We start from the raw sequence: 15,539 nt of genomic DNA on the forward strand, positions 1-15,539 counted from the left end.
TTGACCAAACTGATCTATTGGTCAAAATGACTTCTGACAGGTTCTTTTGACTACCACAACCTGAATGCCGTCGGGCCAATAAGCTAAAGCCTGCAGGCACGGAGTCGATAAACCTGTATCGACAGCTGTACGCACCTCCCGATGCGCCAGCCAGACACCGCATCACAGAAGGTTCATATGTCCAAAAACGTCCGTGCAGATTCACTTTCGCTTCTGCTGTTCACGTTACGCAGCGGAAAGCTGATGGCGATCAACCTGCTCAAGGTCAGTGAAATCATCCCCTGCCCTCCCCTGACACGCTTGCCCGAATCGCACCCTCACGTCAAAGGCGTGGCCACCTTGCGGGGCAACTCGTTGTCGGTGATCGACCTTAGCCGTGCCATCGGCGAGCGCCCGCTGCTCGACCCCGATGGTGGCTGCCTGATCGTCACTGACGTCAGCCGCTCCAAGCAGGGCCTGCACGTGCAGGCGGTCAGCAAGATCGTGCACTGCATGACCACCGACATCCGCCCGCCGCCCTACGGCTCGGGCAACAAATCGTTCATCACCGGTGTGACCCAGGTCGATGGCACACTGGTTCAAGTGCTGGACATCGAGAAGGTCATCCACGGCATCGCGCCCATGCAGGTGGCGCCGGAGCCCACGGAACTCAGCCCCGAAGAAGTGGAAGTGCTGAACAAGGCACGCATTCTGATCGTCGACGACAGCCAGGTGGCGCTGCAGCAATCGGTGCTGACCCTGCGCAACCTGGGCATCGAATGCCACACGGCACGCAGCGCCCGCGAGGCCATTGATCATCTGCTGGATCTGCAAGGCACCGCACAGCAGATCAACGTGGTGGTGTCTGATATCGAGATGTCGGAAATGGACGGCTACGCCTTCACCCGCACCCTGCGCGAGACGCCGGACTTCCAGCAGCTGTATGTCCTGTTGCACACTTCACTGGACAGCGCGATGAACGCCGAAAAGGCCAAGGCCGCTGGCGCCAACGCCGTACTGACCAAGTTCTCCTCCCCTGAGCTCACGCGATGCTTGATCGAAGCCGCACGCACAGTCGAGGCCCAGGGCATCTGAGGCCTGGCATTCACGACGCATCCACGGGCCACTACTGGCTGATGCGTCGCGACCTTGCGCATCCCGTCCCCGCCGTCCGCTGGCCGCTGGGCCTTGAGCGAGTGGCCTTCAGCGCCGACAACGCCCGCGCCGTTCACCAGTTGCTCACCCTGGGCATGGAGCACGGAGGCGGTCGAGTGGCCGACTTCGACACATGGCTGCACAATTTCGAAGGTGATCCGGAATTCGATCGAGCGCTATGCTTCGTCGTTCACGATCCGCAGGGCGTGGCAGCGGTGGCGCAATGCTGGACCAGCGCCTTCATCCGTAACCTGGTGGTGCATCCCCGGGCCCGGCGCCGGGGTCTTGGGCTAACCTTGTTGAATCAGGTGTTCGAGACCTTTGCAGGGCGGCATGAAGGACAGGTCGACCTCAAAGTCATGGAGAGCAACCTGGCCGCACGGCAGTTGTACGAGCGCGCAGGGATGCATTATGTGCAACGTTGCGAACTCGATCCCCGCTGAGCCAGTCCAAGTCGCTGTCATACCTGCCCCGCTCACCCGAGCACGACAACGATGGAGATTGCCATGAAGACCACCACCCTGCTGCTGCTCGCCCTGGGCGCCTTTGCCGGCCAGGCCAGCGCCTCGAGCGACGAAGCCTGGAAAGCCTTCGACAAGACCCTGGTCGACAGTTGCGTGGCAGCCAGTTCCCTGAAAAACGCCAAGCCTGCCGGCGCCTCGGCGATGTTCGATGACAGCGTCGGCTATAACGCGCTGTTGATCAAAGGCCAGTACAAGCAGGCGTTCATGAAGAACAAGACCGGCACCGAGTTGTGCCTTTACGACCGCAAGAACAAGAAAGCGCTGATCACCGAGTGGGACAACGTCACCACCGTGCCGAAGAAATAACCCCGCCTCCCGCAAAGCTGTAGGAGCGCGCTTGCCCGCGACAACGTCGTGTCAGTCACCATGTGCGGGATAGTCAGACCGCTGTCGCGGGCAAGCGCGCTCCTACAAGAGACAGCGGCGCGACCTGTCACACGGCTCACTGGCGCATAACTTGCTGCAAATCCCGGCACTTGCAGAATTCCGTCCTGCGCTGACGTATCACAGTCGCAGGGACCGAACCTGTTTTCCTCTGGGCTGGCGGCGTTTTCCTTTCGATGAATACTCAGTTTTCCTGTGTCGGCTGCGGCAAGTGCTGTACCGATCACCACGTCCCTCTGACCCTCGCGGAAGCCGCGCAGTGGGCGGCAGACGGCGGTTCGGTGATCGTGCTGACCGAGGCGTTTCTGGCTGACGGTTATGGCGTTGCGTCCGAGCAACTCACCCACGCCACGCGCAGGTCCCACCCTGTGACCAGTGGCTCGGCGCAGGCACTGGTGGCCATCACCTTCGCCGCCTACAACGCTGGTCGCTGCCGAAATCTTGACGCGGACAACCTCTGCCGCATCTACGAACGCCGCCCTCTGGTCTGTCGCATCTACCCGATGGAGATCAATCCGCACATTCCGCTGCGCCCGCAAGCCAAGGACTGTCCGCCAGAATCCTGGGAGCAAGGGCCTGCCCTGATCGTGGGCGGACAGTTGGTGGATCAGCAACTCATGACCCTGATCGAACGCTCCCGCCAGGCCGACCGCGATGATATCGCGCGCAAACAGGCGACCTGCATGGCGTTGGGCATCAACATCACAGCGCTCAAGGGCAACGGTTTCGTGGCCTACCTTCCAGACATGAATGCCTTCGCCGATGCAGTAGCCCGTTACCAGACAGGCGAGCTACCTTCTGCCTGTGAAAATGGCTGGCGCTTCCGCGTTGCGGGTGACGCAGCGACCCATTCCCTGCAGCAAGCCGGTGCGCGACTGGAGACAGGCGAGGCGATGGGCTATATGTTCATCCCTTTGCAGAGCGCCTGAGTACCCTCGATGAAAAGCGTTGCCATCGTGCTGTTCCCCCACGTCCAGTCACTGGACGTTGCTGGCCCGCTGGACGTATTCAGCGAGGCCAATCGCTTCGTGGGCCAGGGCGAGGGCTACACGATCGTCACCATCGGCGCGGCGCCCTACCCGATCCTTGCGTCCAACGGCATGCCTCTCGGCGCCCGGTTCGACCTTTCCGACGCGCCCTTGCAATTCGACATTCTGCTGGTACCCGGCGGCCCGGACCTGCCCGTGAGCGCGCAAATGCCTCATGTGTCGGCCTGGCTGCACAAGGCGACCCCGCTTGCGGGCCGCTTTGGCTCGATCTGCACCGGGGCATTCATTCTGGGGCACGCAGGCTTGCTCGATGGCAAACAGGTTGCAACTCACTGGAGCCATGCTCAGCAGTTGGCGGATCTTTTTCCTGAGGCGCAGGTTCAGGCCGACCGCATTTATGTACGCGACGGATCGATGATGACCTCGGCGGGCGTGACGGCGGGAATCGACATGGCCCTGGCGCTGGTGGCTGAGGATCACGGTTCGGCCATTGCGCTGGCAGTGGCCAAGCGCCTGTTGGTGGTGGCGCAGCGCCAGGGCGGGCAGTCGCAATTCAGTCCGTATCTGAATGCGCCGGCGGACGATGAATCACCGGTGGCGAAAATTCAGCGTTATGTCATGGAGCACATCGGCGAGCCTTTCTCGGTGGAGCGGCTGGCCGAGGTGGTCGCCATGAGCCCGCGCAGCTTTGCCCGGGTATTTGCGCGGGATGCGAAGGTGACGCCGGCCGAGTTCGTGCAGCGGGCCAGAATCGATGCAGCACGGCATCTGCTCGAAGGCAGCGAGATGGCGATCAAGGCGGTGGCCTGGCATTGCGGATTTGGCAGCGCGGCGCGCATGCGCTTGATTTTCAGCCAGAGGCTGGGGGTGACGCCGACGCAGTACCGGGACAGTTTTCGCAAGAAGGCTTGAAGCGAAGCAGAGATCTGCTGCACACCCCGCCCGTAGCAGCACGGCTTGCCGGCGGGAGCGATCTTGAGTACGCCCCCGCTGGCAAGCCGTGCTGCTACGGGCAGATACCTGTAAGAGCGCGCTTGCCCGCGACGGGGGTATCGAAACTAGCGCTTGCCCATCGACCGACGAGTACCCGACGGCGCTACACCCGGGCGTTTGTCGTGGTTGGATTTGCCGGCGCCGGGGTAGTTGTGCTGGTTTTTTGCCTGGCCCAGTTCACCCGGTTTGAACGGGAAACGGAACGAAGGAATGGCCGGTTTGCTCTCGGCTGGTGCGGTGTTGGCGTCGTTGGTTTCGACGGCGACGTCTGGCGCCTGGGTGTGTTCAGGGGTGGTCATGGAAGCTTCCGAATCTCGAATCGGTCGAGGGTTTGGCAGGCTGCGCCCGCAAGCCGCGCAGCATACCTCAAACCCCGATCCGACGCCTGTGACAACCGAGCAACGGCTATTTGTAGAACAGGTCCACCATGACTTCTGCCGAGAACGGGCCAGGGGTCGGCTCGCTCTTGCGCCAGATCAGTTCGGCGTTCAGATCGGCAGTGGCCGAATAGTTTTCGCCCAAGAGATCGGTGGCATGAAACGGCTCGTTGAAACGCAGTGGCACGTTGGTGCGGGCGTTGGTGATGCGGATGCCGACGCTGTCGTTGTTCACCGGCACCAGTTGATCCCCCGACAGGGTGCCAGACACCGGCGTGAACCGCGCATTCAGGCTGAACGGTGAGTCGCAGATTCGGCTGGTCGCCAGGGCGAATCGCTCGAAGGTCGCCACCTCCCCCACTCGCACGTTGCGGATGGCCACGTCGCCGAATTCCACCGTTTCAGGCATCACCCGCAACTCCGCGCTGCATGCAACAAAGCGCAGCCCGCTCAGGTTGTTGATGACGTAGTTGAGGTTGTTGTCCTGGACCGGATTCATGCCGGTGCCGCTGTCGATCTGAAACATGCGGTAGTCGAGCAGGTTGCTTGCGCTGCCGGACGGTGGCGTAGGCCCGTGTTTCTGGATGAACACCGTGAACGGCAGGCTGAATGTGGCTTTGGGGCAAGCCGCAAGATCAGGGTCAGTGCAGGCGGGAAGCACCTGCTGCACCGGAATTCGGCCATTGCTCTGCAGGTAATCGCTGCCGTTGAGGGTAACCCCGGCGCGAATCCCCTGCCCGATTTCCAGGTTTTCCGGGTTGAGGTACACGAACACGTCTTCGGCGGCACCCGGCTTGTCCCTGGCGCACTCGACCGCAAGATTCAGGCGTTCGGAACGCCACACCACGCTGCCGTTGGGCAAGGTGGCAGGGATCGCGACGCTGCTGCTCAAATCGGCGCGAACCACCGTTTCGCCTGCGCCCTGGGTCTTGCACGTCATGGCCATGCCCGCCTGGGGCAGGAACAGCGCCAGCAGGAAGGTCGGGCACCAGCGTTTGATGGATAAGGTCGTCATGGTCGGCATTTCCCTATGGGTGATGGGGCGCCCGCCATCCCGGGGCGGGCATTGAACGGGGCATCGGGCTCAGGCTGCGCGCAGAACGGGCGCGACCCGCCGTAGTCGGTCAGTGCGGTGAAACTCAACGGGCCTGGCGTAGCAGGCGTGCCCGCAGGCAGAGGCAGGCGGTGTTGGGCAAAGGGCGCGATCATCAGATCCTCCCTGAGCGCCAGGCCGCTGATCGACAGGTTGTGCAGCGAGACATGAAAAGGCGTGGGGTTGCGCACTTCGAGCGCCGGGCGATTCGACTGCGACCATTGCCACACCAGCGCCTGCGCGGCGTTGGCCGGGTCGCCCGAAAGGCCCACCGGGCGATAGAACACGTTGATCCGCTGGCGTACGGCGATGTTCAGTTGCTGACGCCCCTCGCTGCGCCTTGGCACTTGCAGCACATACAGATGCAACATGGACTCGCGGTCAGAAGGCATGCCGACGCCCTCGTACAGGATGCGCAGCATTTGCCGGCCTTGCGGCGGCAAATGCACAAGGTGCGGCGTCACCACAAAGGGCAGGTCCTCGGACCTGTCATCCTGGCCCCGGGCGCTGGTGAGCCATGCCTGGACCAGCGCCTGGGTCGGGTCCTGGTTGGTGATTTCGATGCTCGTCTCATGAAACCGTCCATCGAACACCAGCCGTGTGCCAGTGAGTGACACCACTCCCTGCGCCTGTTCACTGATGACCGCAGCCACTGCCCACAGCATGCTTATCCACTTCATTGGCAGACCACCCTGGCCCGGTCGAAGGCGCGCTGGGGATCTCGTGGAGGAAGGTCAAACGATGCCCGGCACTGTTGATCCGCCCACTTGACGATCAGTTCGCCACTGTCCTGCTCGCTCAATACCAGCGCGTGGCTGGTGGGATCGACGGCGGCCAGCACCTTGCCTTGTGCGTCCTCGACCACGGCGCCTAGGGGCAAGCGACTGTCATCGGCCTGAACCAGTTCGAATTGCACTCGCCGTCCCACGGACGCATCGAAGCGGGCCAGGGCCACCGCGCCGCGCCGCGGCACGACCTGGATCACTGCGGTTTCAAGCTCGACATCGGCGCTCAGTTGACGGGTGTCCAGGCTGATCCAGTTGGCGTGATAAGGCTGGGCGTAAGGCACGATCGCGTACCCGTTGCTACCGGTTTTGACATTGCTGGTGCTGGAAACACGCGCATCGGGAACGCCCTTGACCTGTACCAGGGCGAAGGTGTCGCCCAGCGCCTGGCCGAAGTTTACCCCGCCCCCGTGGGCAACCACGGACCCCGAAGCACCGATGTTGAAGGCGTGGTAATCGCTGCCCTGTCCATAGCCGGCATCGAAGCGGCCATAGGGAGTTGCGGTGCTCAGCTTGCCGAAACCTGCGGAGCCCGAACGACTGTCATGTGCGGCCTGCACCGAATAGAACGAATTGCGGTCGTCCAGCACCTGTCCGTTGAGACCCGCCTGCATGTCATAGTCGCCAGTACTGTCGCGCACGCCGTTGAAAAACGCCCGTGACGATCCCGGGCTGTTTCCCAGCGGCAGGCTCAAGGTCAGGGCTACCCGGTTATCACTCTGGCTCTGGCCGTCACGCTCGAACGTCTGGTTGCGCTCCAGCGAAAGCCCGTAACTCAGGCTTCGCCAGGCTGCGTTCCAGGACACATAGAGCTGTCGTACCTTGCCGCTCTGACTCCAGTAACGCTGCTCGGATCCGGTAATGCTCAGCGACGCCGAATGCTCGGAGAAAGCTTGCGTGAGGTTGATTTCGTACCGGTCTTTGGCCTGGCCGATTGCCGCTCTGTCACGCAGGTTCAACTCTTCGACGTGTTCATCGAGCGTGCGGTACTGATCGGTGGAGTATCGATAACCAGCCACGGCCAGGGTCGTATTGGTCAGGTCCAGGGTGTTGGCATATCTCAGCCGTATACTTCGCCCGTTGCGAGTCTGCTGGCGCTGGCGGCTGATCGACTGGGTCAGATCCAGCGAAGCAGCCCCCAGTCCGGTGTTGATGCCCGCACCAATGTTACCGGCCTGGAAATCCTCCGCCAGTTGCCCACCCCCCATTGCGGTCACGCGCTCGGTCAGCCCGTAAATGAGCGTGGCACTGCCGAAGCTGGGCGTCTGGCCACCCTCCTGATAGCTGTTGTACTGCCCCCCCGCCAGGCTGTAGCGCAATGCCCCCTTCGGTAACATGATGGGCAAGGATGAGTAGGTCTGGACGAAAAGACGCCTGCGGCCGTCCGCTTCGATCACGGTGATTTCCAGATCACCGTTGGAACCGCTAGGGTAGATGTCGGTGATCTCGAACGGCCCCGGTGAGACGTTGCCGCTGTACAACATGAAACCGTTCTGCCGAACCTCCACCGTCGCGTTGGTTTCGGCGATGCCCCGTATGACCGGGGCATAGATGCGCTCGCTGTCTGGCAACATGCCGTCGTCGGACGCCAGCGTCGCCCCCAGAAACCGCACACTGTCGAAGACCTGGGAATCGGTGTACGTCTCGCCCAGCGCCAACTGGCTCTTCAGCGAGGTGATGTCACGCTGAATGAAGGTCCGATTGCTGCGAAATCGATAAGGCTGATCGTCGCCATATACCAGCGAAGATTCGTTGCGCAGACGCCAGGCCCCCAGGTTCACACCGTTGCGCAGGCCAAGGTAATACTGATCCCGGGTCTGGCTGCCCACGGTACGCCGCGCACCACTGAAACTGTAGTTGACGAAACCCGCGGTCAGTCCCTCGTCCCACAGCTCGGGGGCCAGGTAGCCTCGGCTCATGCGCGACATCATCGCCTGTGGAATGCTGATTTTCAGCCGAAGGCTGGCGGCCTGGTATTCGACATGGGCGAACTCGACATTCGCTGCCAGATCGAAGCACTGGCCCGCCTGCATCTCGCCAGCATCCAACTGGCTGATGTCCATGCCCAACTGCTGCAATGTGTCCAGCGTCAGGCAGGCATCGACCGTCCCCTTGACCGGGTTCGCAGCGAAGGTGACATCGCGGCGACCACTCAACTTGCCGTTGACGTATATATCCACCCGATAGCTGCCGGGCACTACACCGTTTCCTTCAAGAAAGCTGTTGAGTTCAGGCGGCTGGTCAGTTCCTTGGATGAAAGCCGCGTTGAATTTAGCCCTGGGACGGCCAGCGCCCTCGGTCCCGACATCGGCCATGGCTACTGAGCTGGAGCCGATCACCCAGGCGGCGGTGGCCATGACGCATGACAGTGGCTTGGGTCCGTATGGCTTGCCCCTTCCTGTTTTTCCCTGGGGGTGAATCGCCAGGATAGTTTTTGGACTGCATCCTCTGGTGTTCTTGTGTCGCCGTTCCATTAGCTGATTTCACTCGTGTACTGAGTGTCGACACACTGCTCAGTCCTTTGCGCAGGCGTGCGACGCTGAAGCCGGATGTTGATCCGGCTTGAAAAATGGGCAACGAAAAATCTGACGGATTACTCGTCAGAACGTTGTTCGACCTTGCTGGCCTGCACGACTTGCTCGGAGGAAACTCTGGCGCGATAGGGCTCTTGCGCCCCGTAATCGTTGATGCTGACGAAGGCAAGTTCCAGTGCCCCGGGCTTGCCAGATGAACTCAACGGTAGTTGCAGCCGTTGCATGGGACCCAGCATCCGGCCGTCTTCCTGGAGCAGCAACTGGCCGTTGCGGCGGGCCTCCAGCATTATCATGGAGACGTGGAAAGGGCCTGGGTTGCTGACCTCGAGAACCCCGTCGCGCACTTGCCATTGCAATGCCTCGGCAGCTTTCAGTGGATCGGCAGCGAGGCCCATGGGGCGATAGAACAGCTTGATGCGCTGCCGGATCGCAATCTGCAACTGGTTTTCCTTACCGGTCTGCGGTATTTCCTGAACGTTGACCCAGAATACCGACTCGCGATCTTTTGGCAGGCCTTCTCCGGAATAGATGATCCTGACGAGCTGCCTGCCGTCCCCGGACATTCTTGCCAGTGGCGGCGTGACGGCGAACGGCAGGCTGCCCGAAGCACCGCTGTCGCCTTCAGCCTCGATCCATGATTGAGCCAGAATGTCGCCAGCACCGGTGTTACGCACCATCAGAGCGGCTTCCTTGTCGGGTGCCGGAAGGATCACCCGCGTCGTACCGAGCACGATGCCGGCCTGCGAAGGTGTCGCCAACATCATCGCGAAACCTGGCCATAACCAGAAAGCCACGCGACGAAAGTGTTTGAAGAACATGCGCTGATCGCCTCGAATGCAAAGCAGGTGGGGCGAACATCGCTCGCCCCACCTCCTCGTTACTGATAGTCCATCACGAACGGAAGGTAGCCATCGGCGGACCCCGGTACAGTGTTCACATTGTTGAGCACGTACACGGCAGCGAAATCGAGCGTGGCAGTCGAATTTCCCAGGCCGTCAGGCACAAAGTCCGCGTCAATGGTTTCGTTCCCGTTCAAGCTCATCAATTGAGAGTTCGAGTTGATCAAGCCGATACCCACACCTTTGGCGTCGCCGCTGGTGCGAAGCAGCTTGGGCTCCTGAAGATCGAGGCCGCTGCCCTGGCTCGCCACCAGGCGCATCTTCACCGAGTCGGGTTGGCCGCCGCCGTTGCAAGTGACCAGCAGCTGGATGTCTTCCTTGGTTGAGAGGTTGCCTTGTGCGAAGGTGCCAATGTCTCTGAACGACACGTTGCCCAGATCGACGTTGATCTCACCGGCCGCCCCTCCCCCTGTTCCGGCACCCGGCAAGACCTCGCAAGTGGTGGCGGTCAGCGTGCCCTTGAACATCAGCTTTCCATTGTTTGCAGCGTTGGCGGTAGTTGCCGCGCTCAGACCTACTGCGGCCATGACGGCCAGAAATACAGGTAGTTTCTTCATGTTAACAACGTTCCTTGTGTCAATTCGTGTGTGCCCCAAAGGACGAGAGAAACTATAAGCGGCGGGCCAATTCGCGGATGTCAGGCTATCTACCTTGTGCCTGCAGAAACGTCAGTGGTGCATGTAGGGAAATTCCGTAGGACATGCTCGGCATGCCCTACAGCCCACAAGCGGCGTGGCATTGGACAAAACCCCACAAAAAAAGGGTCAGCCAGGTTCTGCAGCTCATCTGTAGGCAGCGAACGGCTTAAGCCTTTGTTCGGACACAAAAAAACCGCCTGAACCTGGGACGGTCGAGGCGGTTTTCTGCGCAGGTCGATGCGCTTCGCGGGAGCATTACTGGTAGGTCAGAGTGACGAGGGTGCCATGGGCGTGGGTGGTGGTCGAAGTGCGCTCTGCGTAAGCGACCGAAAGTGGCAAGGCGGCTTTACCGCAAGCGTCGTCATGGCGGACCAGGCGCAGGGTCAGGTTCGCGTTGACCTTGAGCGGTCGGAGCTGCGAGGACGAGTCGCCAGGTTCGGCAACCCGGGTTTCGCAGGCGGCGTTGACAAGTCCTCCATGGAACATCAGGGCGTTGCCAGCCGCCCAGGACAAGGGCGAGGCGAGCACACCGGCCCCGACAAATGCGATTGAAAAAAACACAGAAGCTGTCTTTTTAGTTCTCATCGCCATACTCCGCAGTGAAGACTGGTAAGTAGCAGTTAAGTCGAGTTGGGAAAGGTCGACCAGAAAGCGCGATATCACTTGTAGGATTTTTCACTATCAGTGGCATCTGCCCCGCGGGAATACTGCGGCCTTTCCTCTGTATCGCCCTCCCTCGCCCTTTCTTTATCCACCTCCATCCTCTGCTCTTGTTCACCTGACAATATTGACAGGTAGCAGTCATTTTGCTGACCGGGTCCAGGGTTTATAAAGGAGGCTCTCGATTCTCCGGTTTCCACACCTCTGCTGGCGTTTTTCCTGTATGCACAAACAACGAAAATCCGTGATGGCCGTCACTGCGTTACTCGCACTCATCGCAGTGGGTATCTGGATGGCGACCCGCCCCGCCGAGAAGAAAGTCAGCGCCCCGGCCGCAGTGCCGGTTCAAGTGATTCATGTCGAGCAGAAGGACGTGCCGCGCTACGTGACCGGCATCGGCTCGGTGCTGTCGCTGCAAAGCGTGGTGATTCGTACCCAGGTGGATGGCATCCTGACCAGGCTGCTGGTCAAGGAAGGGCAACAGGTCAAGGCCGGGGATCTGCTGGCGACCATCGATGACCGCGCCATCCGCGCAGCCCTGGAACAGACCAAGGCGCAATTGAGCCAGAGCCAGGCGCAACTGGACGTGGCACAAGTGGACCTCAATCGCTACAAGCTGCTGACTGTCGATAACAGCATCTCCAAACAGCAATACGACCAGCAACAGGCGCTGGTCAATCAGCTCAAGGCCACGGTGCAGGGTAATCAGGCGTCGATCAACGCATCGCAGGTGCAACTGTCCTACACCCAGATTCGCTCACCGGTGACGGGCCGCGTCGGCATTCGCAATGTCGATGAAGGCAACTTCCTGCGCGTCAGCGATGCGACGGGCCTGTTTTCAGTGACCCAGATCGATCCGATATCCGTGGAGTTTTCCCTGCCACAGCAAATGCTCCCCACCCTGCACGACCTGCTGGCCTCCCCTGCGCCCGCCAAGGTCAACGCCTACGTGGGTGAAGCAGGCAATGGCCCGCCGCTGGGTGAAGGTACGCTGACGCTGATCGACAACCAGGTCGCGGCCACCACCGGCACCATCCGCGCCAAGGCGGTGTTCGACAACGCCGCCGAAAAACTCTGGCCCGGCCAGTTGGTCAGCGTGCGGATTCAGACGGCGATTGACCGTGGTGCGCTCAAGGTGCCGCCGCAAGTGGTGCAGCGTGGCATCGATCAGCATTTCGTCTACCGCGTCCAGGGCGACAAGGTCGAGGTGGTGCCGGTCAAAGTGCTGTATCAGGACAGCGACCTGATGCTGATCAGCGGCGTCAGCGCCAACGACGTACTGGTCAGTGATGGTCAGTCGCGCCTGAAGAACGGCGCGCACATCGAGGTGGTCAAGCCGGGCGATGTTGATACCCTGGCCGATGCCAGCACCGCCGAGGCCTCGAAATGAAAGGCCATGGCTCGATTTCCGCGTGGTGTGTAAATCACCCGATTGCCACCGTGCTGCTGACCTTCGCCCTGGTGCTGCTGGGTTGCATCGCCTTTCCTCGCCTGCCCGTGGCGCCGTTGCCCGAGGCGGAATTTCCGACCATTCAGGTCAGCGCCACCTTGCCCGGCGCCAGCCCGGAGACCATGGCGTCTTCGGTAGCGACGCCGCTTGAAGTGCAGTTCAGCGCCATCCCCGGCATGACCCAGATGACGTCCAGCAGCGCCCTGGGCTCGACCAACCTGACCCTGCAATTCGTGCTGAACAAGAGCATCGACACCGCAGCGCAGGAGGTTCAGGCGGCGATCAACACCGCCTCGGGCCGACTGCCCGCAGACCTTCCGACCGCGCCGACCTGGCGCAAGGTCAACCCCGCCGACAGCCCTGTGCTGATCCTCAGCGTCAGTTCCAATCTGATGCCGGCCACGGAACTGAGTGACGTCACCGAATCCCTGCTGGCCCGTCAGTTGAGCCAGATCAACGGCGTCGGCCAGGTCGCGATCACCGGTCAGCGGCGCCCGGCCATTCGCGTGCAGGCGGCGCCGGAAAAACTCGCGTCCATCGGACTGACCCTCGCCGACCTGCGCGGCGCGTTGCAGCAGACCAGCCTAAACCTGGCCAAGGGTGCGCTGTACGGCAAGGACAGCGTGTCCACCCTCGCCTCCAACGATCAGCTGTTCCAGGCCAAGGACTACGATCAGTTGATCGTTTCCTACAAGGACGGCGCCCCCGTTCACCTGCGCGATGTAGCGAAGGTCATCGACGGCTCGGAAAACGCCTACGTCAATGCCTGGTCCGGCGACCAGCAGGGCGTGAACATCGTGGTGTTCCGCCAGCCCGGCGCCAACATCGTCGAGACCGTAGACCGCGTACTGGGCGAGTTGCCACGCTTGCAGGAAATGCTCCCGGCCTCGGTGGATGTCTCGGTGCTCAGCGATCGCACCAAAACCATTCGTGCCTCGCTGCATGAGGTGGAGATGACCCTGCTGATCGCCATCGGGCTGGTGATTGCGGTCATGGCGCTGTTCCTGCGCCAGCTCTCGGCAACCCTGATCGTGACCGCCGTGCTAGGGGTGTCGCTGGTCGCCAGTTTCGCCCTGATGTATGTGCTGGGGTTCAGTCTGAACAACCTGACCCTCGTAGCGATTGTGGTGGCCGTCGGCTTTGTGGTCGACGACGCCATCGTGGTGGTGGAGAACATCCACCGACACCTGGAAGCCGGCGAAAGCATGCGCGACGCGGCCATCAAGGGCGCGGGCGAGATCGGCTTTACCGTGGTGTCGATCAGCTTTTCGCTGGTGGCGGCGTTCATCCCATTGCTGTTCATGGGTGGCGTGGTCGGGCGACTGTTCAAGGAGTTCGCACTGACGGCGACCTCGACGATTCTGATCTCGGTGGTCGTTTCGCTGACGCTGGCGCCGACCCTGGCCGCGCTGTTCATGCGCGCACCCAAGCACGATGCCCACGCCAACCCGGGCTTTGGCGAAAAACTGCTCGCCCGTTATGCCCGTGGCGTGCGTTACGCCCTGGCCCATCAGCGCCTGATGCTGGGCGTTTTCGGTCTGACTTTGGTGCTGGCGGTGGCCGGTTACGTGCTGATTCCCAAGGGTTTCTTTCCCGTTCAGGACACCGGCATGGTGCTGGGCACCAGTGAAGCGGCTGCCGATATTTCCTACCCGGACATGGTCGAGAAGCACAAGCAACTGGCGAAGATCATCGGCGAAGACCCGGCCGTCAAAGCCTTCTCGCACTCGGTGGGCGTGAGCGGCAGCAACCAGACCATCGCCAACGGCCGGGTGTGGATCGCGCTGAAAGACCGTGGCGACCGCGACGTGACCGCCAGCCAGTTCATCGACCGGATCAGGCCCAAGCTTGCGAAGATTCCCGGCATCGTCCTGTACCTGCGGGCCGGGCAAGACATCAACCTGAGTTCCGGCCCGAGCCGCGCCCAGTATCAGTACGTGCTCAAGAGCAACAACGGCGCCCTGCTCAACGAGTGGACACAAAAGCTCACGGAAAAACTCAAGACCATCCCGGCCTTCCGCGATCTGTCCAACGACCTGCAACTGGGCGGCAGTGTGACCCACCTGGACATCGACCGCAGCGCCGCCGCGCGCTTCGGGCTGACCACCGCCGACGTCGACCAGGCGCTGTACGACGCCTTCGGCCAGCGGCAGATCAACGAATACCAGACCGACATCAACCAGTACAAAGTCATTCTCGAACTCGACCCGTCGCAACGCGGCAAGGCCGAGAGCCTGAACTACTTCTACCTGCGCTCGCCGCTGACCAACGAGATGGTGCCGCTGTCGGCACTGGCCAAGGTCGGCGCGCCGAAGATGGGGCCGCTGTCGATCAGCCACGACGGCATGTTCCCGGCGGCCAACCTGTCGTTCAACCTGTCGGCAGGCGTGGCTCTGGGCGATGCGGTGCAGTTGCTCGATCAGGCCAAGAACGAGATCGGCATGCCGGCCTCGATCATCGGCAACTTCCAGGGCGCGGCCCAGGCCTTCCAGAGTTCGCTGGCCAACCAGCCGTGGCTGATCCTCGCGGCACTGGTGGCGGTGTACATCATTCTGGGCGTGCTGTACGAAAGCTTCGTGCACCCACTGACGATCATCTCCACCTTGCCCTCGGCCGGTATCGGCGCGCTGTTGCTGCTGTGGCTGATGGGCCAGGATTTCTCGATCATGGGCCTGATCGGTATCGTGTTGCTGATCGGCATCGTCAAGAAGAACGGCATCCTGCTGGTGGACTTTGCCCTGGAGGGTCAGCGCCATCGCGGCCTGTCGCCACAGGATGCGATTTACGAGGCGTGCCTGACGCGCTTCCGCCCGATCATCATGACCACTCTGGCGGCATTGCTCGGTGCCTTGCCGCTGATGCTCGGCTATGGTGTGGGGGCAGAGTTGCGTCAGCCACTTGGGATTGCGGTGGTGGGCGGATTGCTGGTGAGCCAGGCACTGACACTGTTCACGACGCCGGTCATTTACCTGCAACTGGAGCGGATTTTCCATCGCAGGCACCCGACCGCTACACCGGCAGCGCCCTCAGCCGGCAAGAAGCCTGCCGCCCTGCTGGTGACTGAAAAGTGAGCATCAGA

At 61.6% G+C, this 15,539-nt stretch carries 14 protein-coding genes; 7 read left to right on the top strand and 7 right to left on the bottom strand.

What is annotated here, in order from left to right:
- Nucleotides 1-177: 177 nt before the first annotated feature.
- From ACIPOO_RS18260 to ACIPOO_RS18280, 5 genes are all read left to right on the top strand, one after another.
- Entirely contained in the window at nucleotides 178-1,074 is an 897-nt protein-coding gene (locus ACIPOO_RS18260; RefSeq protein ID WP_274134019.1) for a chemotaxis protein CheV, read from the top strand.
- Between the two features lie 41 nt (nucleotides 1,075-1,115).
- Nucleotides 1,116-1,577 (top strand): GNAT family N-acetyltransferase, encoded by a 462-nt coding sequence (locus ACIPOO_RS18265; protein WP_400608795.1) that lies wholly within the window; start codon nucleotides 1,116-1,118, stop codon nucleotides 1,575-1,577.
- 63 nt (nucleotides 1,578-1,640) lie between these two features.
- Nucleotides 1,641-1,964, top strand: a complete 324-nt coding sequence (locus tag ACIPOO_RS18270; RefSeq protein WP_274134017.1) for a hypothetical protein — start codon at nucleotides 1,641-1,643, stop codon at nucleotides 1,962-1,964.
- 254 nt (nucleotides 1,965-2,218) lie between these two features.
- A complete protein-coding gene (locus ACIPOO_RS18275) occupies nucleotides 2,219-2,971 on the top strand; it encodes a YkgJ family cysteine cluster protein (protein WP_400608796.1) in 753 nt (250 codons plus the stop codon).
- Between the two features lie 9 nt (nucleotides 2,972-2,980).
- Nucleotides 2,981-3,943 (top strand): GlxA family transcriptional regulator, encoded by a 963-nt coding sequence (locus ACIPOO_RS18280; protein WP_274134015.1) that lies wholly within the window; start codon nucleotides 2,981-2,983, stop codon nucleotides 3,941-3,943.
- Between the two features lie 146 nt (nucleotides 3,944-4,089).
- On the opposite strand, the gene ACIPOO_RS18285 is transcribed toward ACIPOO_RS18280, so the two are convergent.
- The 7 genes from ACIPOO_RS18285 to ACIPOO_RS18315 form a co-directional block, all read right to left on the bottom strand.
- Nucleotides 4,090-4,323, bottom strand: coding sequence for a hypothetical protein (locus ACIPOO_RS18285; RefSeq protein WP_400608797.1), 234 nt, complete (start codon nucleotides 4,321-4,323; stop codon nucleotides 4,090-4,092).
- Nucleotides 4,324-4,429: 106 nt separating this feature from the next.
- Nucleotides 4,430-5,416 carry a fimbrial protein gene (locus ACIPOO_RS18290; protein ID WP_400608798.1) on the bottom strand — a complete coding sequence of 329 codons (987 nt, stop codon included), beginning with the start codon at nucleotides 5,414-5,416 and terminating at the stop codon, nucleotides 4,430-4,432.
- Nucleotides 5,413-6,174 (bottom strand): molecular chaperone, encoded by a 762-nt coding sequence (locus ACIPOO_RS18295; RefSeq protein ID WP_400608799.1) that lies wholly within the window; start codon nucleotides 6,172-6,174, stop codon nucleotides 5,413-5,415. Before ACIPOO_RS18295 ends, ACIPOO_RS18290 begins: the two co-directional genes overlap by 4 nt.
- The gene (locus ACIPOO_RS18300) at nucleotides 6,171-8,594 is read right to left on the bottom strand and encodes a fimbria/pilus outer membrane usher protein (RefSeq protein WP_400608939.1); all 2,424 of its coding nucleotides are present in this window, start codon (nucleotides 8,592-8,594) and stop codon (nucleotides 6,171-6,173) included. The genes ACIPOO_RS18295 and ACIPOO_RS18300 overlap by 4 nt, the downstream gene beginning before the upstream one ends.
- Before the next feature lie 278 nt (nucleotides 8,595-8,872).
- Nucleotides 8,873-9,631, bottom strand: a complete 759-nt coding sequence (locus ACIPOO_RS18305) for a molecular chaperone (protein ID WP_400608800.1) — start codon at nucleotides 9,629-9,631, stop codon at nucleotides 8,873-8,875.
- A gap of 59 nt (nucleotides 9,632-9,690) precedes the next feature.
- Nucleotides 9,691-10,269, bottom strand: coding sequence for a fimbrial protein (locus ACIPOO_RS18310; protein ID WP_400608801.1), 579 nt, complete (start codon nucleotides 10,267-10,269; stop codon nucleotides 9,691-9,693).
- A gap of 336 nt (nucleotides 10,270-10,605) precedes the next feature.
- A complete protein-coding gene (locus ACIPOO_RS18315; protein ID WP_400608802.1) occupies nucleotides 10,606-10,911 on the bottom strand; it encodes a hypothetical protein in 306 nt (101 codons plus the stop codon).
- Between the two features lie 322 nt (nucleotides 10,912-11,233).
- Between ACIPOO_RS18315 and ACIPOO_RS18320 the strand changes: the two genes are divergently transcribed.
- Entirely contained in the window at nucleotides 11,234-12,400 is a 1,167-nt protein-coding gene (locus ACIPOO_RS18320; RefSeq protein WP_400608803.1) for an efflux RND transporter periplasmic adaptor subunit, read from the top strand.
- Nucleotides 12,397-15,531, top strand: coding sequence for a multidrug efflux RND transporter permease subunit (locus ACIPOO_RS18325; RefSeq protein WP_400608804.1), 3,135 nt, complete (start codon nucleotides 12,397-12,399; stop codon nucleotides 15,529-15,531). Before ACIPOO_RS18320 ends, ACIPOO_RS18325 begins: the two co-directional genes overlap by 4 nt.
- The last annotated feature ends 8 nt before the right edge of the window (nucleotides 15,532-15,539 follow it).

It is taken from the genome of Pseudomonas sp. NPDC090201, from assembly GCF_044746825.1.
GTDB classification, from domain to species: Bacteria; Pseudomonadota; Gammaproteobacteria; order Pseudomonadales; family Pseudomonadaceae; genus Aquipseudomonas; species Aquipseudomonas putida_AD.